21 protein-coding genes are annotated in these 23,597 nt (G+C 70.9%); 14 read left to right on the top strand and 7 right to left on the bottom strand.

Annotated features, from left to right (window positions below):
- The first annotated feature begins 90 nt into the window (after nt 1–90).
- The 4 genes from dnaK to AMK18_RS21470 all read left to right on the top strand — a co-directional run bounded on the left by dnaK (nt 91) and on the right by AMK18_RS21470 (nt 4,362).
- Nucleotides 91–1,950 (top strand): molecular chaperone DnaK, encoded by a 1,860-nt coding sequence (dnaK, locus tag AMK18_RS21455; RefSeq protein WP_018102075.1) that lies wholly within the window; start codon nt 91–93, stop codon nt 1,948–1,950.
- Nucleotides 1,947–2,597 carry a nucleotide exchange factor GrpE gene (gene grpE, locus AMK18_RS21460; protein WP_018102076.1) on the top strand — a complete coding sequence of 217 codons (651 nt, stop codon included), beginning with the start codon at nt 1,947–1,949 and terminating at the stop codon, nt 2,595–2,597. The genes dnaK and grpE overlap by 4 nt, the downstream gene beginning before the upstream one ends.
- A 132-nt stretch (nt 2,598–2,729) precedes the next feature.
- Nucleotides 2,730–3,914, top strand: coding sequence for a molecular chaperone DnaJ (gene dnaJ, locus AMK18_RS21465; RefSeq protein WP_018102077.1), 1,185 nt, complete (start codon nt 2,730–2,732; stop codon nt 3,912–3,914).
- A 1-nt stretch (nt 3,915) separates the two neighbouring features.
- A complete protein-coding gene (locus AMK18_RS21470) occupies nt 3,916–4,362 on the top strand; it encodes a heat shock protein transcriptional repressor HspR (RefSeq protein WP_018522258.1) in 447 nt (148 codons plus the stop codon).
- Between the two features lie 22 nt (nt 4,363–4,384).
- Here the strand turns inward: AMK18_RS21470 and AMK18_RS21475 are convergent, their stop codons facing one another.
- The 5 genes from AMK18_RS21475 to AMK18_RS21495 form a co-directional block, all read right to left on the bottom strand.
- A complete protein-coding gene (locus tag AMK18_RS21475) occupies nt 4,385–5,401 on the bottom strand; it encodes a helix-turn-helix transcriptional regulator (RefSeq protein ID WP_073863975.1) in 1,017 nt (338 codons plus the stop codon).
- Nucleotides 5,398–6,366, bottom strand: a complete 969-nt coding sequence (locus AMK18_RS21480; protein ID WP_073863977.1) for a helix-turn-helix transcriptional regulator — start codon at nt 6,364–6,366, stop codon at nt 5,398–5,400. Before AMK18_RS21480 ends, AMK18_RS21475 begins: the two co-directional genes overlap by 4 nt.
- Nucleotides 6,363–7,331 carry a helix-turn-helix transcriptional regulator gene (locus tag AMK18_RS21485; protein WP_073863979.1) on the bottom strand — a complete coding sequence of 323 codons (969 nt, stop codon included), beginning with the start codon at nt 7,329–7,331 and terminating at the stop codon, nt 6,363–6,365. The genes AMK18_RS21480 and AMK18_RS21485 overlap by 4 nt, the downstream gene beginning before the upstream one ends.
- Complete coding sequence (locus AMK18_RS21490; RefSeq protein ID WP_073863980.1) at nt 7,328–8,344, bottom strand: LuxR C-terminal-related transcriptional regulator; 1,017 nt, start codon at nt 8,342–8,344, stop codon at nt 7,328–7,330. The genes AMK18_RS21485 and AMK18_RS21490 overlap by 4 nt, the downstream gene beginning before the upstream one ends.
- A gap of 184 nt (nt 8,345–8,528) precedes the next feature.
- Nucleotides 8,529–9,497, bottom strand: coding sequence for a helix-turn-helix transcriptional regulator (locus tag AMK18_RS21495; protein WP_241836611.1), 969 nt, complete (start codon nt 9,495–9,497; stop codon nt 8,529–8,531).
- Between the two features lie 334 nt (nt 9,498–9,831).
- Between AMK18_RS21495 and AMK18_RS21505 the strand changes: the two genes are divergently transcribed.
- Nucleotides 9,832–10,152: a hypothetical protein gene (locus AMK18_RS21505; protein ID WP_018102083.1), complete on the top strand. Its 321-nt coding sequence runs from the start codon at nt 9,832–9,834 to the stop codon at nt 10,150–10,152.
- A 105-nt stretch (nt 10,153–10,257) separates the two neighbouring features.
- Here AMK18_RS21505 and AMK18_RS21510 read toward each other — a convergent pair whose 3' ends face one another.
- Nucleotides 10,258–10,662: a pyridoxamine 5'-phosphate oxidase family protein gene (locus AMK18_RS21510; protein WP_018102084.1), complete on the bottom strand. Its 405-nt coding sequence runs from the start codon at nt 10,660–10,662 to the stop codon at nt 10,258–10,260.
- A 215-nt stretch (nt 10,663–10,877) separates the two neighbouring features.
- Here AMK18_RS21510 and clpB point away from each other — a divergent pair, with 215 nt between their 5' ends.
- The gene (gene clpB / locus AMK18_RS21515) at nt 10,878–13,472 is read left to right on the top strand and encodes an ATP-dependent chaperone ClpB (RefSeq protein ID WP_073863983.1); all 2,595 of its coding nucleotides are present in this window, start codon (nt 10,878–10,880) and stop codon (nt 13,470–13,472) included.
- 169 nt (nt 13,473–13,641) lie between these two features.
- Nucleotides 13,642–14,196 (top strand): YbjN domain-containing protein, encoded by a 555-nt coding sequence (locus AMK18_RS21520; protein WP_073863985.1) that lies wholly within the window; start codon nt 13,642–13,644, stop codon nt 14,194–14,196.
- Between the two features lie 66 nt (nt 14,197–14,262).
- Here AMK18_RS21520 and AMK18_RS21525 read toward each other — a convergent pair whose 3' ends face one another.
- Nucleotides 14,263–15,441, bottom strand: coding sequence for a pyridoxal phosphate-dependent aminotransferase (locus tag AMK18_RS21525; protein ID WP_073863986.1), 1,179 nt, complete (start codon nt 15,439–15,441; stop codon nt 14,263–14,265).
- 761 nt (nt 15,442–16,202) lie between these two features.
- Here AMK18_RS21525 and AMK18_RS21535 point away from each other — a divergent pair.
- The 7 genes from AMK18_RS21535 (at nt 16,203) to AMK18_RS21565 (ending at nt 23,577) form a co-directional block, all read left to right on the top strand.
- Complete coding sequence (locus AMK18_RS21535) at nt 16,203–16,724, top strand: DUF2617 family protein (protein WP_018102088.1); 522 nt, start codon at nt 16,203–16,205, stop codon at nt 16,722–16,724.
- Nucleotides 16,725–16,808: 84 nt separating this feature from the next.
- Nucleotides 16,809–18,407: a polyamine aminopropyltransferase gene (locus AMK18_RS21540; protein WP_073863988.1), complete on the top strand. Its 1,599-nt coding sequence runs from the start codon at nt 16,809–16,811 to the stop codon at nt 18,405–18,407.
- A gap of 119 nt (nt 18,408–18,526) precedes the next feature.
- Entirely contained in the window at nt 18,527–19,663 is a 1,137-nt protein-coding gene (locus AMK18_RS21545) for an SRPBCC domain-containing protein (RefSeq protein WP_073863989.1), read from the top strand.
- A 21-nt stretch (nt 19,664–19,684) separates the two neighbouring features.
- Nucleotides 19,685–20,482, top strand: a complete 798-nt coding sequence (locus AMK18_RS21550) for an aldose epimerase family protein (RefSeq protein ID WP_018102091.1) — start codon at nt 19,685–19,687, stop codon at nt 20,480–20,482.
- Between the two features lie 71 nt (nt 20,483–20,553).
- Nucleotides 20,554–21,093: an orotate phosphoribosyltransferase gene (pyrE, locus tag AMK18_RS21555; protein ID WP_018102092.1), complete on the top strand. Its 540-nt coding sequence runs from the start codon at nt 20,554–20,556 to the stop codon at nt 21,091–21,093.
- Nucleotides 21,094–21,293: 200 nt separating this feature from the next.
- Nucleotides 21,294–22,316 (top strand): class II fructose-bisphosphate aldolase, encoded by a 1,023-nt coding sequence (gene fbaA, locus AMK18_RS21560; RefSeq protein ID WP_018102093.1) that lies wholly within the window; start codon nt 21,294–21,296, stop codon nt 22,314–22,316.
- Nucleotides 22,317–22,410: 94 nt separating this feature from the next.
- Nucleotides 22,411–23,577, top strand: a complete 1,167-nt coding sequence (locus AMK18_RS21565; protein WP_073863991.1) for a MalY/PatB family protein — start codon at nt 22,411–22,413, stop codon at nt 23,575–23,577.
- The last annotated feature ends 20 nt before the right edge of the window (nt 23,578–23,597 follow it).

Below are 23,597 nucleotides of genomic sequence, written 5' to 3' on the forward strand. Positions count from 1 at the left end.
AGTCGAGCCGACTCAGGTCTGTTGACTCCGGGAGGGGAGTCGTGCATCCTTGAGTCAGATCCACTCAAGTAGTCAGTTGGAGGAATCGAAATGGCACGTGCGGTCGGCATCGACCTGGGCACGACTAACTCCGTCGTCAGCGTTCTCGAAGGCGGCGAGCCCACCGTCATCACCAACGCAGAGGGCGCCAGGACCACGCCGTCCGTCGTCGCCTTCGCGAAGAACGGCGAGGTGCTGGTCGGCGAGGTCGCCAAGCGCCAGGCTGTGACCAACGTCGACAGGACCATCCGCTCCGTCAAGCGCCACATGGGCACTGACTGGAAGATCGACCTGGACGGCAAGAGCTTCAACCCGCAGCAGATGAGCGCCTTCATCCTGCAGAAGCTGAAGCGCGACGCGGAGTCCTACCTGGGCGAGAAGGTCACCGACGCGGTGATCACCGTCCCGGCGTACTTCAACGACTCCGAGCGTCAGGCGACCAAGGAGGCCGGCGAGATCGCGGGCCTGAACGTCCTGCGCATCGTCAACGAGCCGACCGCCGCCGCGCTGGCGTACGGGCTCGACAAGGACGACCAGACGATCCTCGTCTTCGACCTCGGTGGCGGCACCTTCGACGTGTCGCTCCTGGAGATCGGCGACGGCGTGGTCGAGGTCAAGGCCACCAACGGTGACAACCACCTCGGTGGTGACGACTGGGACCAGCGCGTCGTCGACTACCTGGTGAAGCAGTTCGCCAACGGCCACGGCGTGGACCTGTCCAAGGACAAGATGGCTCTCCAGCGTCTCCGCGAGGCCGCGGAGAAGGCGAAGATCGAGCTGTCCTCCTCGACGGAGACCACGATCAACCTGCCGTACATCACGGCGTCGGCCGAGGGCCCGCTGCACCTGGACGAGAAGCTCACGCGCTCGCAGTTCCAGCAGCTCACCGCGGACCTCCTGGACCGCTGCAAGACCCCGTTCCACAACGTCATCAAGGACGCGGGCATCCAGCTCTCCGAGATCGACCACGTCGTTCTCGTCGGTGGCTCCACCCGCATGCCGGCCGTCGCCGAGCTCGTCAAGGAGCTGACCGGAGGCCAGGAGGCCAACAAGGGTGTGAACCCGGACGAGGTCGTCGCCATCGGCGCCTCGCTCCAGGCCGGTGTCCTCAAGGGCGAGGTCAAGGACGTCCTGCTCCTCGACGTCACCCCGCTGTCCCTCGGTATCGAGACCAAGGGCGGCATCATGACCAAGCTCATCGAGCGCAACACCACGATCCCGACCAAGCGGTCCGAGATCTTCACGACGGCCGAGGACAACCAGCCGTCCGTGCAGATCCAGGTCTACCAGGGCGAGCGCGAGATCGCGGCGTACAACAAGAAGCTCGGGATGTTCGAGCTGACCGGTCTGCCGCCGGCCCCGCGCGGTGTCCCGCAGATCGAGGTCTCCTTCGACATCGACGCCAACGGCATCATGCACGTGACGGCCAAGGACCTCGGCACCGGCAAGGAGCAGAAGATGACCGTCACCGGCGGCTCCTCGCTGCCGAAGGACGAGGTCAACCGGATGCGTGAGGAGGCCGAGAAGTACGCGGAGGAGGACCACGCCCGCCGCGAGGCCGCCGAGTCGCGCAACCAGGGCGAGCAGCTCGTCTACCAGACCGAGAAGTTCCTCAAGGACAACGAGGACAAGGTCCCGGCCGACGTGAAGACGGAGGTGGAGACCGCGGTCACCGAGCTGAAGGAGAAGCTCAAGGGCGAGGACTCCGCCGAGATCCGCACGGCCACCGAGAAGGTCGCGGCCGTCTCCCAGAAGCTGGGCCAGGCGATGTACGCCAACGCCCAGGCCGAGGGTGGCCCGCAGGCCGACGCGCAGCCGGGTGCCGAGCAGGCCCAGGGCGACGCCCAGGACGATGTCGTCGACGCCGAGATCGTGGACGACGAGAAGGACTCCAAGGGCGGTGCGGCGTGACCGAGGAGACTCCGGGCTTCGAGGAGAAGCCCGACGTCCCCTCCGGCGCCACCTCTGACGACGCCGAGCCGAAGGCCGCCACCCCCTCCGAGGAGGAGGCGGCGGCCCCGGCCGGGGACGCGAACGAGAACACGGCCCTGACCGCGCAGCTGGACCAGGTCCGCACGGCGCTCAGCGAGCGCACCGGCGACCTCCAGCGACTTCAGGCCGAGTACCAGAACTACCGCCGCCGGGTGGAGCGGGACCGGGTCACGGTCAAGGAGATCGCCGTCGCGAACCTCCTGTCCGAGCTGCTGCCCGTCCTGGACGACGTCGGCCGGGCCCGGGAGCACGGCGAGCTCGTGGGCGGGTTCAAGTCGGTGGCCGAATCGCTGGAGACGGTCGTCGCGAAGCTGGGCCTCCAGCAGTTCGGCAAGGAGGGCGAGCCCTTCGACCCGACGGTCCACGAGGCCCTGATGCACAGCTACGCGCCGGACGTCACGGAGACGACCTGCGTGGCGATCCTGCAGCCCGGCTACCGGATCGGCGAGCGCACCATCCGCCCCGCGCGGGTCGCGGTCGCCGAACCCCAGCCGGGGGCGGCTCCCGCGGCCGCGAAGGAAGAGAAGGCAGACGACGAGGAGAGCGGTGGCGGCGAGGAGGTCTGACATCCTGTCCGATCACCTGGCAGCACACCGCCCGGCCACCAGGGCCTCGCGTCCGGTCGGTGCCAGGGCCTACGGGCCCGGCGCCGACCGGACGGGGGGCTTCCGGCCGGTCGTCCGGAAGGAGGGACGTCGATGAGTACGAAGGACTTCGTCGAGAAGGACTACTACAAGGTTCTCGGCGTCCCCAAGGACGCCACCGACGCCGAGATCAAGAAGGCGTACCGGAAGCTCGCCCGCGAGTTCCACCCGGACGCCAACAAGGGCGACGACAAGGCGGAGGAGCGCTTCAAGGAGATCTCCGAGGCGAATGACGTCCTCGGTGACGCCAAGAGGCGCAAGGAGTACGACGAGGCGCGCGCCCTCTTCGGCAACGGCGGCTTCCGCGCCGGGCCCGGCGGCGCCCAGGGCAACTTCAACTTCGACCTGGGGGACCTCTTCGGAGGCGCCCAGGGCGGCAGCCAGGGCGGCGCCGGCGGTTTCGGCGGCGGCGGCCTCGGCGACGTGTTCGGCGGCCTCTTCAACCGCGGCGGCGGCGCCGGTACGAGGGTGCAGCCGCGGCGCGGCCAGGACATCGAGTCCGAGGTGACGCTCAGCTTCACCGAGGCGGTGGACGGGGCCACGGTCCCGCTCCGGATGTCCAGCCAGGCGCCCTGCAAGGCGTGCTCCGGCACCGGTGACAAGAACGGCACGCCCAGGGTCTGCCCGACCTGTGTCGGCACCGGTCAGGTCTCGCGCGGCAGCGGCGGCGGCTTCTCGCTCACCGACCCGTGCGTGGACTGCAAGGGCCGCGGCCTCATCGCCCAGGACCCCTGCGACGTCTGCAAGGGCAGCGGCCGGGCTCGCTCCTCGAAGACCATGCAGGTGCGCATCCCGGCGGGCGTCTCGGACGGGCAGCGCATCCGGCTGCGCGGCAAGGGCGCCCCGGGCGAGCGCGGCGGACCGGCCGGCGATCTGTACGTCGTGGTCCACGTCGATGCCCACCCGGTCTTCGGCCGCAAGGGCGACAACCTCACCGTCACGGTGCCCGTCACCTTCACGGAGGCGGCGCTCGGCGGCGAGGTGAAGGTGCCGACGCTCGGCGGCCCCTCCGTGACCCTCAAGCTACCGGCCGGTACGCCGAATGGGCGTACGATGCGGGCCCGTGGCAAGGGCGCGGTCCGCAAGGACGGCACCCGGGGCGACCTCCTGGTCACCGTCGAGGTGACCGTGCCCACCGACCTCGGCACCGAGGCCAGGGACGCGCTGGAGGCATACCGCAAGGCGACCGCGGGGCATGACCCGAGGGCGGAGCTGTTCCAGGCGGCGAAGGGAGCTTGAGGTGGACGGCCGACGGCGTAATCCTTACGAACTGACCGACGAGTCCCCGGTGTACGTGATCTCGATCGCGGCCCAGCTCTCGGGCCTGCATCCGCAGACACTGCGCCAGTACGATCGCCTCGGCCTGGTCTCGCCCGACCGCACGGCCGGACGCGGCCGGCGCTACTCGGCCCGCGACATCGAGCTGCTGCGTACGGTGCAGCAGCTGTCGCAGGACGAGGGCATCAACCTCGCCGGTATCAAGCGCATCATCGAGCTGGAGAACCAGGTCGCGGCGCTCCAGCAGCGCGTCGCCGAACTCTCGGCGGCCGTGGACGGAGCCGCGGCGGCCATGCAACAGCGCGAGGCCCAGGTCCACGCGTCGTACCGGCGCGACCTGGTCCCCTACCAGGACGTGCAGCAGACCAGCGCCCTGGTGGTCTGGCGCCCCAAGCGCCCCAAGGACTGACCCCGCGCCCAGAGGCGGCCCGTCACCCCGGATTTCCGGGCGTGGCGGGCCGTTTCGCGTATTCCGGCGGTACGGGACCGGCGGGGCCCTCCGCGAGGCCGGAGCGGATGAGGAGGGCGCCGAGGTGGGTGCGGCTGGTGGCGTTGAGGGTGTGCATGAGTTTGGCGATGTGGGCGCGGCAGGTGCGGACGCTGATGCCGAGTTTTTCGGCTGCGGTCTGGTCGGTGCAGCCGTCGATGAGGAGGCGGGCGATGCTTTGCTGGACGGCGGTGACGGGAGCGCCGGGGAGTGCGGTGGGGAGGTGTTCGGTGAAGGGGGTGGCTCCGGCCCACAGCGTTTCGTAGATGCCCGCGAGGTAGCGGACGAGGGCGGGGTGGCGGATCTCCAGGGCGGCGTTGCCGTCGGGGTCGGCGGGGAGGTAGGCGACGGCCCGGTCGAAGATGATGAGGCGGTCGATGGCCCGCTCCACGGTGCGGACCTCCAGGAGTCCGCTGGGCAGTTGGGCCACGTAGGCCTTGAGGCCGGTGCTGTAGCGCGCGGAGTGCTGGTAGATGTGCCGGACGCGGACGCCCCGCGCGACCGTGGGCAATGTCCCTGACAGTGCGATCTGGAGCTGTTCCGGTGTACGGGTGCTGCCGGGCTGGATGGTCAGGATCTCGTCCCGGACCTCGCGGGCGGAGCCGTTGATGGACGCCTGGATGGTCGACAGCCCGTGGAGCGTGGCGAGGGAGATGGGCTCCTGGTCCGCCGAGGTGAGGGGGACGAGGGACTTCGCCAGCAGGTCGATCGCGCGTACCTGGTCGAGGACTTGGCGGGCCAGCGGATGCAGCAGGTGCGCCAGCCCGGCGGTGGGCGGTACGGGGCGCAACCGGAGGCTGTCGTGCGGGTCGGGGACGAGCAGGGCGCCGTCGGCGACGCAGGGGACGTGCGCGGCGGCGGACCGGGCGATGCTGCCCTGGGTGAGCGCCTGCGTGTAGAGGCCGACCGCTTCGTCGCACAGCTCGCCTTCGCCGTGGCGGTGTTCGGTGGGCAGGGTCATCGGGTGGGCTCCGCGAGGCGGGACTGGACGAGCAGGGCGCCGAGGTGGGTGCGGCTGGTGGCGTTGAGCGTGTGCATCAACTTGGCGATGTGGGCGCGGCAGGTGCGGACGCTGATGCCGAGTTTTTCGGCGGCGGTTTGGTCGGTGCAGCCGTCGATGAGGAGGCGGGCGATGCTCTGTTGGACGGCCGTGACGGGGGCGCCGGGGGTGGCGGCGGGGAGCGAGTCGCCGAAGGGTGTGGCGTGGGCCCAGAGTACGTCGTACAGCTGCGCCAGGTAGCGGACGAGGCCGGGGTGGCGGATCTCCAGGGCGGCGCTGCGGTCGGGGTTGGCCGGGAGGTAGGCGACCTTGCGGTCGAAGATCATCAGGCGGTCGGTCGCGCGCTCCATCGTGCGGACCTGGAGCAGGTCGTCGGGCAGTTGGGCCAGATACCCCTTGAGCCCGGAACCGTAGCGTGCCGAGTGCTGGTAGATGTGGCGCAGCCGGACGTTCCGCCTGACGACCGGCAGCGTGCTGGCCAGGGCCACCCGGATGATCTCCGGCGAGCGGGTGCTGCCGGGCTGGACGGTGAGGACTTCGTCGTTCGCCTCGCGCAGGGAGGCGTCGATGGCCGCCTGGATGGCGGACTGCCCGGCGACGACCCTGATGGCGAGATCCGCGGGCTCGTCGGCGAGTGCGCTCAGCGTGTCAAGGGTCCTGGCCAGGAGGTCGGCGGTACGCACTTGGTCCAGGATGTCCCGGGCCAGCGGATGCAGCAGCCGGGCCAGGGCGGACGTGGGCGGTACGGGCCGCAGCCACGCGTTGTCGCGCGGGTCGGCGGTGAGCAGGGCGTGCTCGGCGAGACAGGGCACCTCACGGGCGGTGGCCCGGGCGATGCGGCCCTGGGCCAGGGCCTGCGTGTAGAGGTCCACCGCTTCGTCGCACAGCGCGTGTCCGCTGTGGCGGTGTTCGGTGGGCTGGGTCATCGGGTGGGTTCCGCGAGGCGTGACTGTATGAGGAGGGCGCCGAGGTGGGTGCGGCTGGTGGCGTTGAGCGTGTGCATGAGCTTGGCGATGTGGGCACGGCAGGTGCGGACGCTGATGCCGAGTTTTTCGGCGGCGGTTTGGTCGGTGCAGCCGTCGATGAGGAGGCGGGCGATGCTTTGCTGGACGGCGGTGACGGGGGCGCCGGGGAGTGCGGTGGGGAGGTGTTCGGTGAAGGGGGTGGCTCCGGCCCACAGCGTTTCGTAGATGCCGGCCAGGTAGCGGACGAGGGCGGGGTGGCGGATCTCCAGGGCGGCGTTGCCGTCGGGGTCGGCGGGGAGGTAGGCGACGGCCCGGTCGAAGACGAGCATGCGGCCCACGCTCTGCTCCATGGTGCGGATCTGGAGGCGGCCGGACGGGATCTTCGCCAGGTACTCCTTGAGCCGGGGGCTGTAGCGCGCCGAGTGCTGGTAGAGGTGCCGGAGCCGGCCGCCCGATGCGAGGACGAACTCCGCGTTCGTCCGGCCCTGGCGCATGTTGTGGACCAGGCGGTTGCCGCCGGGCTGGGCGGTCAGGACCTCCTCCCGGGCCGACTGCGAGGCGTCGCGGAGCGCCGCGCGGATCCGGTCGGGCCCTTCGATCACGGTGATCGAATGGTTCGGGTCCTCGTCGGCGCCCGCGAGCAACGGCAGCAGGGACCGGGTCAGCGCGGTGGTCAGCCGGAGCCGTGCGTCGATCTCGCGGCTGAGGGGGCTGAGCAGTTGCCCCAGGACCGCGGACGGCGGCACGGGGCGCAGCCACGCCTCGTCCTGCGGGTCGGGGAGGAGCAGGCCGAGTGCGGTGAGGCAGGGGGCGGGCTCCGCGGCGCTGCGGGCGATGCGGCCGGCGGCGAGGGCGTCCCCGTAGAGGGCGAGGGCGGCTTCGCAGAGCTCCCGATCGCTGTGGGGGTGCGTCGCCGAAACGTTCATTCCCCGGCGCCTTCCGCGGTGTCCTCCCCGGTGCCGTCCTCGGTGGCCTCCACGACGCCGGACTGGACGAGCAGGGCGCCGAGATGGGTGCGGCTGGTGGCGCCGAGGGCGTGCATCAGCTTGGCGATGTGGGCGCGACAGGTGCGGACGCTGATGGCCAGTTTGCGGGCCACGATCTGGTCGGCGTTCCCCTCGACGAGGAGGCGCGCGACGCTCAGCTGGGTGGCGGTGATCGGGGTGTCGTGCGCGGGGGCCTGGAGGGGAGAGGTCAGCGGCTTGGCCTGGGCCCACAGCACCTCGTACACCTGGATCAGGTAGCGCACGAGGGCGGGGTGGCGGATCTCCAGGGCGGTGTCGCGTCGTGGACTGGCGGGGATGAACGCGACGGTGCGATCGAAGACGAAGAGACGCTCGACCGTCTGCTCGATGGTGCGCACCTGGATGAAGCCCGACGGCATATCGTCCACGTACGCCTTGATGGCCGGGCTGTAGCGGGCGGGGTGCTGGTAGATGTGGCGGAGCGTCACGCCTCGCTCGGCCACGTCGAGCGCGAGGGCCAGCGCCTTCTTGAGCTGGTCCACGGGCCTGTTGCCGCTGGGCTGCAGGGTGAGGATCTCGTCCTGCGCGCCGTCCGTGGCGTTCTGGATGGCGGCCTCGATCAGTGGCATGCCTTCAAGGACGGTGATGGCGAGGTTGGGGTCGGTGCTGGCGACGGAGGCCAGGGGTGCCAGGGAGTCGGCCAGGGCGGCGGAGAGCCGGATGCGTTCGTGTATTTCCCGGGTGACGGGCTGGAGTAGATGAGCGAGAGCCGAGGACGGTGGCACCGGCCGGATCCAGCCATCATCCTGCGGGTCGGGATGGACAAGCGCCAACTCGGTGAGGCAAGGAACGGGTTCGAGCGCGGAGCGGGGGAGCCGACCCACCTTGAGTGCTTCGGTGTACGTCCTGACACCGGCCTCGCACAGCTCCAGATCACCGTGTGGCTGGTGCGATATGCCCTCGTCCTTGCCCATTCGTGACCCCCCTCTTTTGGCAATGCAGCAAGATGACGGTGGTGCCAGCCTAGTTCCCGGGCCAGTGTGGAGGTGTCGGGGGAGCCGGGAACTCCCCCGGCTGATCTAGGGCGTGGCCATGCTCTCCCCCATTGCGTGGCACGCCCGTCCGGCCCGGGGGGTGGGGATCTTTGGGGCCGGCCGGTCAGGAATCCTGGTCCAGGATTCCTGACCGGGCGATCAGATAACCGAGTTGGGCACGGCTGGTGCTGCCGAGTGCGGCGCTGAGCTTGGCGACGTGGGCGCGGCAGGTGCGTACGTTCATGCCCAGACGACGGGCGATCGCCTCGTCGACGTAACCCTCGACCAGGAGTTTCGCTATGGACCGCTGGACGCCGGTGATCCCGTCGTTCGGCGGAGTGTACGGGGCCTCTTCGCCGAGTGGGGTGGCCAACTGCCAGAACTGGTCGAACACGGAGACCAGGTACTCGACAAGTCCCGGATGGCGCAGTTCGAGGGCCACTTGCCTGTCGCGGCGCGCCGGTATGACGGCCATGGAGCGGTCGAAGATGATCATGCGGTCGATCAGCTCTTCGAGTGTCCTGATTTCGACGTTTCCCGCGTGGAGGCGTTCCAGGTAGGCGAAGACGCCTGCGCCGTGACGAGCCGTGTGCTGGTAGAGAGTCCGCAGTCGTACGCCGCGGCTGAGCGGACCCTCCACGCGCTCCAGTGACTGGGTGAGCACGTCGGGGTTCCGGACCCCGCCCGGCTGGATCGTCAGGATCTCCTTGGTGCACTGGGCGGTGGCGACGTCCAGCGTCGCGTTGATCGCCTGGAGCCCCTCCAGCACGGTGATCGCGTGCGTGGTCGCCGCGGGCTGCGTGCTGATCGCCATAAACGGCTCGAATGTATCGGTCAGTTCGATCGTCGTGCGTCGCCGGTCACGGATTTCACGCTCCAGGGGCTGCAGGCGCTGGGCGAGTACGGCCGAAGGCGGAACTGGCCGCAGCCAACTCGCGTCGTCCGGGTCGGGGCGCAGGAGCCCGAACTCCAGGAGGCAGGGCGCCGGGCCCGTTTCCGAGCGGGCGATGCGGCCGGCACCCAGGGCGCTGCCGTACAGCCGGGCCCCCTCGTCGCAGAGTTCCGTGATGAGGTGAGGATGCGTAGGTTTCACGCTTGTTGTGAGCAAATCTCCGCCCCCCAGGGTCCTGAACGTACAGGAACATGATGCATCGCTTCTGTGGCCTGGACGTGCTCCCTTGCGACATGGTCTTGGTAGAGCCGGGGGAGAGGGACTACCAAGTGAGGACGAAGCCGACCATGTACAACAAATTGCTTCGCTCGGTTCTCGCCGTCGCCTTTGCTGCTACGGCGTTTGCCGTGGCGACTCAGACGAATGTTTCGGGTTCTGGCGGAGGCGATGTGTCCTGGAACAACACATCGGCGGCCAAGCTCGGAACGGCGGACGTGTCGTGGGACGTGTCGCCCGCACGTAAGGCCGCAGACGCATGACCACTCCCCCGGACGACCGGACCTTCCGGCGTGAGATGGCGACCGCCTACCGGTCAGGGTGGCATTTCATCGATCTCGTCACGGCACTGCCCCACCGTGGCGACTCGTTGATGGTCACTCTGTTCGGCGACCCGGTCGTCGTCGCCCGCGAGGACGACGGTGAAGTCCGCGCCTACCGGTGCCTCCGCAAGCCGAGGGGTGCGCCGCAGCCGGTGCGCTGTGCCATCCGGTACGACATGATCTTCGTGAATCTCGCACAGCGTGACCATCAGCTGTTCGAACCAGAAACCATTGCCGCCACCCCCCACAGTGCCTGAGCGATCCCCCGTCGTTCCACGTCGCTCAGTCACTTCCCCCACACAACGGCGCCACCGTGACCTGAACACGGTGGCGCCGTTGTGCTGTGCCGGCGGGCGGCGCCCTCAGCCGCGGCCGAGCGCCCGGTCCAGGGTGATCTCGATGACGACCCGGTCCGGGTTGGGCGAGGGCACCCGGTCGTAGCGCTCCGTGTGGCGGCGTACGGCCTCCGCGACCCGCTCCGGGTCCGTGCTGATCCGGGCCACGCCCTCCAGGGTCGCCCAGCGGCGCCTGTGCACCTGGCACGCCGCGACCCGGGCGCCGTCCGGGCCCGCGGCCAGGATGTTGGCCACCTTGCGGCTGTGCTTGTTGGTGATGACCCGGGCGAGGCCGGCCTCGGGGTCGTACGTCACGCACACCGGGACCACGTGCGGCGTGCCGTCGGGCCGGGGCGTGGTGAGCGTGCACACGTGGCTCTCGCGCCAGAAGGCGAGGTACTCGGGGCTCGGCTGGTGTACGTCGACTGCCATGGGCCCCAGCGTATGCGGGTGGGAGCGGCCTGCGGTGGCGGGTGCCCGCGACGGCCGGTTCACTCGGAGGAGGGGCGGGGCGACGTTTCGCCTTGAGTGGAATGCGCTCAACTTTCGGCGCGCCCAGCCTTGAGTGGAATAGACTCAACTTTGTACACGTTGACCGTGTCAGTAGTGGGGAACGGACCAGTCGTCGCAAGGAGGAGACAGCGCACGTGGACGCCGAGCTGACCAACAGGAGCAGGGACGCCATCAACGCGGCCACCAGCAGGGCCGTGAAGGACGGGCATCCCGATCTGACCCCGGGGCATCTGCTGCTTGCGCTGCTCTCGGGCGAGGACAACGAGAATCTGGTCGATCTGCTGGCCGCCGTCGAGGCCGACCAGATCGCCGTACGCACCGAGACGGAACGGCTCCTGGCCGCGCAGCCCAGCGTGACCGGGTCGACCGTCGCCCCGCCCCAGCCCAACCGCGAGCTGCTGGCCGTCATCGCGGACGCCGCGCAGCGCGCCCAGGAGCTGGGCGACGACTTCGTCTCCACCGAGCACCTGCTGATCGGGATCGCCGCGAAGGGCGGCCGTGCCGGTGAGATCCTCGACGGGCAGGGGGCCAGTGCGAAGAAGCTGCTGGACGCGTTCGAGAAGAGCAGGGGAGGGCGCCGGGTGACCACTCCCGACCCGGAGGGCCAGTACAAGGCCCTGGAGAAATTCGGCACGGACTTCACCGCCGCCGCGCGCGAGGGCAAGCTCGACCCGGTCATCGGCCGGGACCAGGAGATCCGCCGCGTCGTCCAGGTGCTCTCGCGGCGCACCAAGAACAACCCGGTGCTCATCGGTGAGCCGGGCGTCGGCAAGACCGCCGTGGTCGAGGGGCTCGCCCAGCGCATCGTGAAGGGCGACGTTCCCGAATCCCTCAAGGACAAACGGCTCGTCTCGCTCGACCTGGGTGCCATGGTCGCGGGCGCGAAGTACCGCGGCGAGTTCGAGGAGCGCCTGAAGACCGTCCTCTCCGAGATCAAGGAGAGCGACGGCCAGATCATCACGTTCATCGACGAGCTGCACACCGTCGTGGGCGCGGGCGCCGGCGGCGACTCCGCGATGGACGCGGGGAACATGCTCAAGCCGATGCTGGCCCGCGGCGAGCTGCGGATGGTCGGCGCGACCACGCTGGACGAGTACCGCGAGCGGATCGAGAAGGACCCCGCCCTGGAGCGCCGCTTCCAGCAGGTGCTGGTCGCCGAGCCGTCCGTCGAGGACACCATCGCGATCCTCCGCGGCCTCAAGGGGCGTTACGAGGCTCACCACAAGGTCCAGATCGCGGACGCGTCCCTGGTCGCCGCGGCCACCCTGTCCGACCGCTACATCACCTCCCGCTTCCTGCCCGACAAGGCCATCGACCTCGTGGACGAGGCGGCCTCCCGGCTGCGCATGGAGATCGACTCCTCGCCCGTCGAGATCGATGAGCTCCAGCGCTCCGTCGACCGGCTGCACATGGAGGAGCTGGCCCTCAGGAACGAGACCGACGCCGCCTCCAAGCAGCGCCTGGAGAAGCTGCGCCGCGACCTCGCCGACAAGGAGGAGGAGCTGCGCGGCCTCAACGCCCGCTGGGAGAAGGAGAAGCAGGGCCTCAACCGGGTCGGTGAGCTGAAGGAACGCCTGGACGACCTGCGCGGCCAGGCCGAACGCGCCCAGCGTGACGGCGACTTCGACACCGCGTCGAAGCTGCTGTACGGGGAGATCCCCGGCCTGGAACGCGAGCTGGCCGAGGCCGACGAGGCCGAGCAGGAGGCTGCCCGCGAGCCCAAGGAGACCCTGGTCAAGGAGGAGGTCGGGCCGGACGACATCGCCGATGTCGTGGGCGCCTGGACCGGCATCCCGGCCGGCCGCCTCCTGGAGGGCGAGACGCAGAAGCTGCTGCGCATGGAGTCGGAGCTGGGCAAGCGCCTGATCGGGCAGACCGAGGCCGTGCAGGCCGTCTCGGACGCGGTACGCCGCACCCGCGCCGGCATCGCCGACCCCGACCGCCCGACCGGCTCGTTCCTGTTCCTCGGCCCGACCGGGGTCGGCAAGACCGAGCTGGCGAAGGCCCTCGCGGACTTCCTCTTCGACGACGAGCGGGCCATGGTCCGCATCGACATGAGCGAGTACAGCGAGAAGCACAGTGTCGCCCGGCTGGTCGGCGCCCCGCCCGGTTACGTCGGTTACGAGGAGGGCGGCCAGCTCACCGAGGCGGTCCGCCGCCGCCCGTACACCGTCGTCCTGCTGGACGAGGTCGAGAAGGCCCACCCCGAGGTCTTCGACATCCTGCTCCAGGTCCTGGACGACGGCCGGCTCACCGACGGACAGGGCCGGACGGTGGACTTCCGGAACACCATCCTGATCCTGACGTCCAACCTCGGCAGCCAGTACCTGACCGATCCGCTGACCAAACCGGAAGAGAAGAAGCGCCAGGTTCTGGAGGTCGTCCGGGCCTCCTTCAAGCCGGAGTTCCTGAACCGGCTGGACGACCTGGTGGTCTTCTCCGCCCTGTCCGGCGACGAGCTGGCGCACATCGCGGGCCTCCAGATCGACCGGCTCGCGAGGCGCCTGGCCGACCGCCGGCTCACCCTGGAGGTCACCCCGGAGGCCCTGGCCTGGCTGGCAGAGGAGGGCAACGACCCGGCGTACGGCGCCCGGCCGCTGCGCCGCCTCATCCAGACGGCGATCGGCGACCGGCTCGCGAAGGAGATCCTGGCGGGCGAGATCAGGGACGGCGACACGGTCCGCGTGGACCGCTTCGAGGACGGCCTGATCGTCGGAGCGGCGAGCTGAGCGCGGCCGCCGACGCGATAAGCGGAATCCGTACGGCGTAATCGGAACGCCCCGGCCCCGTTCCCCACCGGCTGAATATCAGCTTGTGGCGGATCGGGGCCTTCCGGGCTTGCCATGCCCCGCCCGGCATAAGAGAGGATGGCAGCCAACCGCACGAAGGGAAATAACGGTGAGCATCGATCCGTCCTCGATTCCTAACTTCGGGGCTCAGCCCGAACCGCAGGCGGCAGGACCGGAGGGCCCCGTCGTCCCTGACCAGGACCTCGTCAAGCAGCTGCTGGACCAGATGGAGCTGAAGTACGTCGTCGACGACGAGGGCGACCTCGCCGCGCCGTGGGAGGAATTCCGCACGTACTTCATGTTCCGCGGCGAGGGCGAGCAGCAGGTCTTCTCGGTCCGTACGTTCTACGACCGCCCGCACGCCACGGACCAGCGCCCGGTCCTCCTCGACGCGATCGACGACTGGAACCGCCGCACCCTGTGGCCCAAGGTCTACACGCACACCCACGAGCCCGAGGAGGGCGAGGAGGGCGGCCCCTCGGTCCGCCTGATCGGTGAGGCGCAGATGCTCATCGGCACCGGCGTCTCCCTGGAGCACTTCGTCTCCTCGACGGTCAGCTGGGTGCGCGCCTCCATCGAGTTCGACAAGTGGCTGCTGGAGCGCCTGGGCCTGGCCCCGGCCGAGCAGAAGGCCGAGGACGGCTCGGAGGCTCCGGACGCCTGAGTCCGCTCCGCACGCATCGCATGAAGAGGCCCGGCCGGGGGAACCCGCGCCGGGCCTCTTCATGTGTCAGAGCCGCTTCAGCCGGGAAACGGCCTCCTGGAGCACGTCCGTACGTTTGCAGAACGTGAAGCGGACGAAGGGGGCGCCCTGGTCGCGGTGGTCGTAGAAGACGGCGTTGGGGACCGCCACCACTCCGCAGCGTTCCGGCAGGGCCCGGCAGAACGCGATGCCGTCGCCGGTCGCGTCGAGCGGGCGGATGTCGGTGGTGACGAAGTACGTGCCGGCCGGGCGGTAGACCGCGAAACCGGCCTCGGCGAGGCCCGCGCAGAGCAGGTCCCGCTTGGCGTGCAGGTCCGCGCGCAGCTCCTCGTAGAAGCTGTCGGGCAGCCGCAGCGCCTCGGCGACGGCGTACTGGAGGGGGCCGCCGGAGACGTACGTCAGGTACTGCTTCGCCGAGCGCACCGCCGTCACCAGCTCGGCGCTGCCGGTGACCCAGCCGATCTTCCAGCCGGTGTACGAGAACGTCTTGCCGGCCGAAGAGATGGTGACCGTGCGCTCGCGCATGCCGGGGAAGCCCGCCAGCGGCAGGTGCTCGCCCTCGAAGACCAGGTGCTCGTAGACCTCGTCGGTGACGACGAGCAGGTCGTGCTCGCAGGCCAGTTCCGCGATGGCGCCCAGTTCCTCGCGGCTCAGCACCGTGCCGGTCGGGTTGTGCGGGGTGTTGATCAGCAGCAGCCGGGTACGGCGGGTGACCGCCGCGCGCAGTTCGTCGAGATCCAGCCGATAGGTGCCGGCGGAGGTGTCGGGGCGCAGCGTGACGGGAACGCGCGTCGCGCCCGCCATCGCGATGCAGGCGGCGTACGAGTCGTAGTACGGCTCCAGCGCGATGACCTCGTCGCCGGGCTCCAGGAGCGCCAGGAGCGAGGCGGCGATGGCCTCGGTGGCGCCCGCGGTGACCAGCACCTCCGTGTCGGGGTCGTACGCCAGGCCGTAGCGCCGCTGCTGGTGGCCGGTGATCGCGGTGCGCAGCTCGGGGACGCCGGGGCCGGGCGGGTACTGGTTTCCCTGCCCGGCGCGCAGGGCACGCACCGCGGCCTCGCGGATCTCCTCGGGGCCGTCGGTGTCGGGAAAGCCCTGGCCGAGATTGATGGCTCCGGTGCGGACGGCCAGCGCGGACATCTCCGCGAAGATCGTCGTGCCGAACTCGGCGAGGCGGCGGTTGAGCAGCGGTCGTCCGTGTGTCATGGCCGCCATCCTGCGCGCAAGCTCTGGACTTGCTCAAGTCTGCTTTGGGCCTGCGGCGGCAGGGGCATCTCCCCTGCACGCCGGAAGGGCGCGGAGCGGGGGGCCTCGCTTCGGGGGAAGGAAGGACGTGAGGTCATGGTCGGTGTGCTGGTCGGTGTGTTTCTGGTCGTGCTGGTCCTGGTCCTCGCCGCGAAGGCGGCGCGGCCCGGCGGGCGGGGGCGTGCGCCGGCGCGCAGCAGGCGGCGCGGTACGGCGGGCGGCTCGGCCGCCGGGGGCAGCTGGTGGGTCGGGGACAGCGGCGGCGGACACTCCGGTGGGCACTCGTGCGGCGGCGGGCACTCGGGCGGCCACTCCTGCGGCGGTGGGTCGTCGTGCGGCGGGGGCTCCTCCTGCGGTGGAGGCGGATGCGGCGGAGGCAGCTGACACGGGGCAGTTGGCCCGCGAGGGTGTGTCAGCAGACATGCCTCGGGGCCCGGCGGGAGGCGCGACGCACGCGCCAAGTCCCGCCGGGCTCCTTTTTGTTGGGGTCTCTCATGGGTCTGCGGTGAACAGGTGAGCGGAAGGCCCCCCGAGGGGGATGGAAACCCCGGCAAGTTGGGCAAAAACGCTGTGAGTGCGGCGTAGTTCGTGATTCCCTCGTTGGAGAGAACATTCAGCCCTCGGACCCCAGTTGGACCTGATCGGGCGCTTCCCACCTCCCACGCGCACGACGCGGGGGCGTCCCCTGTCCATGTGTCCATGCGTGTTTGCGGAGCCGACCCATGCTCACGACCCTTCATACGGCCTATTCCGATACCCGTGCCGCCGATCTGGCCTGGGCGCTGGGGCGCGAGCCGCTCCCCGCGCTGGCCGTCCTCGACCTCGAACTCGCCGGCGCCACCCTGCAGCTGCGGCTGCTCGGCGCCTCCCACCAGGTGCTTCTGGAGGAGGAGCAGGGCAGCTGTTCCGAGACGGTGGCCTGCATGCCCGGCAGCAGCACCCCGCTGCCGCTGGGCGTCGCCAAGCGGATCGGTGGCTGGGAGTACGAGTTCGCGGCCCGCGTCGAGACGCTGAGCGCGGGCTCCTTCGCCGGGCGCGCGCAGGAACTGCTGGCGCTCGTCTCCGATCACCCGCACGGTCTGGCCGGAACGTTTCCGGGCAGCCCGCACGCCTTCACGGCCATGCTCGCCCAGCGGACCGAGGGCCAGGTGCGGTGGCGCACCTGGCACGCGTACCCGCAGGAGGGCCAGCTCGTCGTGACGCGGACCCGGGTGGGCGTGCGGGTACCCGCGGTGGCGCTGTGACGCACACCCGCCGCGCCTCGGGTACGCCAGTTACACCCTTGTGGGTGACAAACGGCAAGCGATCGGTGACGTAGCGTTCGCGGCATGATCGACCAGCAGGTGTCGCTGCGAGGGGGCGCGGCGCGGCTTCCCGTCCGACCGAGGACCGGTCGGTATCTCGTGCTGGCCGCCGTCTTCGTCTGTGCCGCCTGCGGTCTGGTGTACGAGCTCGAACTGGTGGCGCTCGCTTCCTATTTGATCGGCGACTCGGTCACCCAGGCGTCCGTGGTGCTCTCCGTGATGGTGTTCGCGATGGGGATCGGCTCGCTGCTCGCGAAACGTTTACGCAACCGGGCCGCGGTGGGCTTCGGGCTGATCGAGGCGGCCCTCGCCCTGGTGGGCGGCTTCTCGGCGCTGGTGCTCTACGCGTCGTTCGCCTGGTTCGGCGAATCGCGGTACGCGCTGGTCGGCTTCTCGCTGACGATCGGTATCCTGATCGGCGCGGAGATCCCCCTGCTGATGACGCTGATCCAGCGGGTGGACCGGCAGGACGCGGGCGGGGCCGTCGCCGATCTGTTCGCGGCGGACTACGTGGGCGCGCTCGTCGGCGGCCTCGCCTTCCCGTTCCTGCTGCTGCCGATGCTCGGCCAGCTCACCGGCGCGCTGCTGACCGGCGCGGTGAACGCGGCGGCGGGCGGGGCGCTGGTGCTGTGGGTGTTCCGGCGGGACGTGACCCCCAGGGCGCGATGGCTGCTGATCGCCGCCAACGTCACGGTGATCGCGGTGCTGGCCGCGGCCGCGCTGCTGGCCGACGACTTCGAGCGGGCGGCGCGGCGCGCGGTGTACGGGGACCAGGTGCGGGTCGCCGTGCAGACCGATGTGCAGGAGGTCGTGCTGACCGGGGCCGGCCGCAGCTCCCTGGACCTCTATCTGGACGGGCGGCTGCGGGTCAGCTCCCGCGACGAGTACCGCTACCACGAGGCGCTGGTGCACCCCGCGATGAACGGGGCGCGCGCCCGGGTGCTGATCCTGGGCGGCGGGGACGGGCTGGCGGCGCGGGAGGTGCTGCGCTACGCGGACGTGCGGAGCCTGACCCTGGTCGAGCTGGACCCGGCCGTCACCCGACTGGCCCGTACGGACCACGCGCTCTCCGCGCTGAACGCGCACGCGCTGGACGACCCCCGCGTGACGACGGTGACCGGCGACGCGTTCACCTGGCTGCGGACCGCCCGCGGCCGCTACGACGTGGTGATCTCCGACCTCCCCGACCCCGGGATCTCCGCCAGTACGAAGCTCTACTCGGCGGAGTTCTACGGCCTGGTCGCCGAGGCCCTCGCCCCGGACGGACGGCTCGCGGTGCACGCGGGGCCGGCCGTCGTCCGGCCGCGCACCTTCTGGACGGTCGAGGCCTCCATGCGGGCCGCCGGGCTGTGTCCGCGCCCCTATCGGATCAGCGGGCGCCAGTCGGGCTTCGCGGCCGGCCCCGACCGGTCCGGCGGCGGCACGGACGGGGACGGCGGCTGGGGGTTCCTGCTGGCCGGGAGGGAGGCGACGCCCACGCTCGGCCTGGCCCCGGCCGCGCCCGCGCTGCGCTCGCTGAGCGTGCCGGGGCTGCTCGACGCGGGGCGCACGGCGGAGGCCGGGCGGCTGAGCGGCCTCGCGCCCTCGACGCTGGTGCACCCGCGCTACTGGGAGGAGCGGTGAGGCGCGGCGTGCGGGCTGCCGCGGGTGAGCGCGGCGCCGGGGTGCGGGGGCGGTCGCGGACGCGGAAGCGCTGACGGGACGGCCGGGGCTGAGTAGGCTCGTTCACCATGGAGCATGAGGTGTTCGTTCCGGTTCCGGTCCCGGCCCTGCGGCGGACGCTGGGTGACCCCGTCCGGGTCGCCCGCTGTGTACCGGGGTTCCAGCAGGACGCCGACGCGTCGGCGGGCCCCCTGACGGGCCGGCTCAGAATCCGGGCGGGCGGCCACACCATCACGTACCGGGGCGCCCTGCGCCTCACACCGTTGCCGGGCGACCCGGACGTGGACTCCGTGCACGCCGTCCTGGTGGAGGGCGAGGGCGCGGAGGCCCGGGGCGGCGGCTCGGCGAAGCTGTCCCTGACCATCCGGCTGACGGAGGGCGACGAGGGCACGTCGATCTCCTTCGAGGGCGGGGCGAGCGGTGACGGCCGCCTGCGGGACCTGGAGCCGGCGGCAGCGCTGTCGACGGCCCACCGCCTGCTGGACCGGTTCGCCCAACAGCTCGTGACGGAGTCGCTGGCCGCCCAGGGCGAGGGCGCGGCCGACGAGGCGTGGGGCGGCGGGGCGGCGGGCGACGTTGCTTCCGCCGACGGGTCCTCCACCGACGGGTCCTCCGCCGACGGGGCTTCCGCCGACGGGGCTTCCGCCGGTACGCCGGAGACGCCGGGCGCTGCCGAGGTCAGCGCCGACGAGCTGGCCGTCGGGGAGGCCGTGGAGAAGGCGCTCGAAGAGGCCGCCGAGGACGCGGACCAGACCGGCCCCGAGCCCTCGGCCGGCTCCCCGCTCAGCGCCTCCGGACCCCGCAGCGACGCCGACGAGTCGCTGCCGACGCACGAGGCCGCCCCCGACGAGGCGCCGGGCGCGGAGCAGCCGGGGGAGCGGGGCGCGGAGCAGGACGGGAAGCCGGACGCGGAGCCGTCGCAGGAGGGGGAGTCGCTGTTCGACGCGCCCATCCCGCCGTCGTCGCTGGACCCGGTCGCCGGGATCGAGTTCACCGTGCCGGACGGGCCTCCGGCCGAGGCCGCGCATGCCCGGCGCACCATGATCGGGCGCAGCGCGGAGGAGGTCGACCACTCCCCGCCGCGCGGCCGGTACGCCCCCGTGCCCACGCCGGAATCGGGCGGGGCGGGCGCGACGCTGCGCTGGGTCGCCCCGGCGGCCGCGCTGGCCCTCGCCTCGGCGGTGGTCGTCAGCCGGGCGTTGCGGCGCCGGAGGTAGCGGCGCCAGTAGGGTCGTCCCGTGAGCAGTAGCGAGAAGGACGTCCGGCTCTCCGTCGGCGACACAGAGTTGACCGTGAACCCCGCCAACGGCTGCCGGATCAGCAGCCTGCGGATCGGCGGTACCGAGCTGCTGCGGCAGGGGGAGCGGTACGGCTGCTTCCCGATGGTGCCGTGGTGCGGGCGGACCGAGAACGGGCAGTTCCGCGACGGCGGCGTCCTCCACCAGCTGCCGCTGACCGCTCCGCCGCACGCCATCCACGGCACGGGCCGCGACACGGCGTGGCACACCGCCCTGGAGAGCGGGACCCAGGCGTCGTTCTACTACGACCTGGCCGACCCCTGGCCGTATCCGGGCCGGGTGACCCAGACCTTCGAACTGGCCGAGGACTCCCTCACATTGGCCTTCGGCATCGAGACGTACGGGGACTCCTTCCCGGCCCAGGCGGGCTGGCACCCGTGGTTCCGCCGCCGCCTCGACACCGGCGAGGAGGTCCGTATCGACTTCGACGCCGCCTGGCAGGAGGAGCGCGGCGAGAACCACCTGCCGACCGGCCGCCGGATTCCGCCGCTGCCCGGCCCGTGGGACGACTGCTTCGGGATGCCGGACGGCGTCGACGTCACCCTCACCTGGCCGGAGCGGCTGGAGCTGACGGTGAAGAGCCGGTCCGAGTGGGTCGTGATCTACGACGAGCAGGACGAGGCGGTCTGCGTGGAACCGCAGTCGGGCCCGCCGAACGGGCTGAACACGGACCCGCGCTATGTCACCCCGATCGAGCCGCTGGAGATCGCCACCACCTGGAGCTGGCGCCGGCTCTGAGCGCGAGGAGCCGGCGGCTGGGCTGCGGCCGGCGGGCTGCCGCGGAAAACGCGCGCCTTATCCTCGTAGCCATGACTGACGTACGTGCTGAGCTTCTCCAGCAGATCAAGGACAAGGCCGTGGTCCACGGCAAGGTGACGCTCTCCTCCGGCCTGGAGGCCGACTGGTACATCGATCTGCGCCGCATCACGCTGGACGGCAAGGCCGCCCCGATGGTCGGTCAGGTCATGCTCGACGCGACGGCCGAGCTGGACTACGACTGCGTGGGCGGGCTGACGCTCGGCGCCGACCCGGTCGCCACGTCGATGCTGCACGCCTCCGCGGCCCGTGGCCAGGAGCTGGACGCCTTCGTCGTCCGCAAGGCGCAGAAGGCCCACGGGATGCAGCGCCGGATCGAGGGCGCGGACGTGAAGGGCCGTCGCTGCCTCGTCGTCGAGGACACCTCGACCACCGGCGGCTCGCCGCTGACCGCCGTCGAGGCCGTGCGCGAGGCCGGTGGCGAGGTCGTGGCCGTGGCCGTGATCGTGGAGCGCGGTGCCGCTCCGGCCATCGCCGAGGCGGGCCTTCCGTACGTCCACGTGTACACGGTCCCGGACCTCGACCTCGCCTGACCTGGTGGTTTGCCCGAAGGCGGTCGGTTTCACGTGAAACCGACCGCCTTCGGCGTACGCCGGAGAGCAGGGACCCTCCGAGCTCGGAGGCACCGCCGGGTGGAGCCGGAACCAGAGTCTGGGAAGATGGGGGCGACGATGACGTCGCCCCCAGGTCAGGGACCCAGCACGCACACCCGCACATCCCAAGGAGCGGACAGATGCCCATCGCAACCCCCGAGGCATACGCCGAGATGCTCGACCGGGCGAAGGCAGGCAAGTTCGCCTACCCGGCCATCAACGTGACGTCGACCCAGACCCTGCACGCCGCCCTGCGCGGCTTCGCGGAGGCCGAGAGCGACGGCATCGTGCAGATCTCGACCGGCGGCGCGGAGTTCCTGGGCGGCCAGTACAACAAGGACATGGTCACGGGCGCCGTCGCCCTCGCCGAGTTCGCGCACATCGTCGCCGCCAAGTACGACATCACCGTCGCGTTGCACACCGACCACTGCCCCAAGGACAAGCTGGACACGTACGTCCGTCCGCTGATCGACGTCTCCGCGGAGCGCGTCGCCAAGGGTCTGAACCCGCTGTTCCAGTCGCACATGTGGGACGGCTCGGCCGAGACGCTGGCCGACAACCTGGCCATCGGCCAGGAGCTGCTGGCCAAGGCCGCCGCCGCCAAGATCATCCTTGAGGTCGAGATCACCCCGACCGGTGGCGAGGAGGACGGCGTCACCCACGAGATCAACGACGAGCTCTACACGACCGTGGACGACGCGCTGCGTACCGCCGAGGCGCTGGGTCTGGGCGAGAAGGGCCGCTACCTGCTGGCCGCCTCCTTCGGCAACGTGCACGGCGTCTACAAGCCGGGCAACGTCGTCCTGCGCCCGGAGCTTCTCAAGGACCTCCAGGAGGGCGTCGGCGCCAAGTACGGCAAGACGTCGCCGTTCGACTTCGTCTTCCACGGCGGCTCCGGCTCCACCGCCGAGGAGATCGCCACCGCGCTGGAGAACGGCGTCGTGAAGATGAACCTCGACACCGACACCCAGTACGCCTTCACCCGCCCGATCGTGGACCACATGTTCCGCAACTACGACGGCGTGCTGAAGGTCGACGGCGAGGTCGGCAACAAGAAGGTCTACGACCCGCGCAGCTGGGGCAAGTCCGCCGAGGGCGGCATGGCCAAGCGCGTCACGGAGGCGTGCGCCAACCTGCGCTCCACCGGCACCAAGCTGAAGTAATCCGGTACGGATGTGTGGCGTGGGCCCGTCACCCCTCGGGGTGCCGGGCCCACGGCATGTCCGGACCCGTCACGTACGACCCGAGGGAACAGCTGTGAGTACGTCCTACGACTTCGACACCGTGATCGACCGCCGCGGAACCTGGTGCGTCCAGTGGGACGGGGTCGCGGACCGCTTCGGGGTGGACGGGCTGCTGCCGTTCACCATCTCCGACATGGACTTCGAGACCGCCCCCGAGGTGCTGGCCGCCCTGCGGGCCCGGCTCGAACACGGAGTGCTCGGCTACACGGACTGGCGGCTGGGCGACTTCCGGGCGGCCATCGCCCACTGGTACGCGACGCGGTACGGCACCGAGATCGACACCGGGAGCCTGGTGTACGGGCCGTCCGTGCTCAGCCAGCTCTCGCAGCTGCTCCAGATGTGGACGGCCGAGGGCGACGGCGTGGTCCTGCACACGCCCACGTACGACGGCTTCCGCAAGGCGATCCACGGACTCGGGCGCGAGCTGCGGGGCGTGCCGCTGGGAGACACGGACGCGCTGGAGCGGGAGCTCGCGCGGCCGGACAGCAAGGTCCTGCTGGTCTGCTCCCCGCACAACCCGTCCGGGCGGGTGTGGACGGAGGCGGAGCTCGCCGGGATGGCCGAGCTCGCCGCGCGCCACGGTGTCGCCGTGATCAGCGACGAGATCCACGCGGACTTCGTGCACGACGGGCTCCCGCACGTGCCGTGGAGCCGGGTGGGCGGCGATGCGCGCTGGGCGGTCATCACCTCGGCCTCGAAGTCGTTCAACTTCCCGGCGCTGACCGGTTCGTACGGCCTCATCGGGCGGCCGGAGGACCGGACCGAGTATCTGCGCCGGATGGAGACGGCGGAGGGCCTCGCCTCACCGGCGGTGCTCTCGCTCACCGCGCACATCGCCGCGTACCGGGAGGGCGGGCCGTGGCTGGACGCGGTACGCGCGTACGTCGTGGAGAACCTGGCCCTGGTCGCCGAGCGGCTGAACACCGCGTTCCCCGCCCTGGAGTGGCAGCCGCCGCAGGCCGGGTACCTGGCCTGGATCGATCTGCGGCGCGCGGGCGTCCAGGACGACGAGGCGTTGCAGCGGGTGCTGATCGAGCGGGAGCGCGTCGCGGTGATGCCCGGCAGCACGTACGGGGCCGACGGCTTCGTGCGGCTGAACGTGGGGTGCGCGCGGAGCAAGGTCGAGGCGGGGCTCGATGCGCTGATCCGGGGCATCGAGGCGGTACGGGTCACCGGCTGAGGGCTCCCGGTGGCCCTTCG

Origin of the sequence: Streptomyces sp. CB01249 (assembly GCF_001905735.1) — a bacterium.
In the GTDB taxonomy this organism is placed as follows: domain Bacteria; phylum Actinomycetota; class Actinomycetes; order Streptomycetales; family Streptomycetaceae; genus Streptomyces.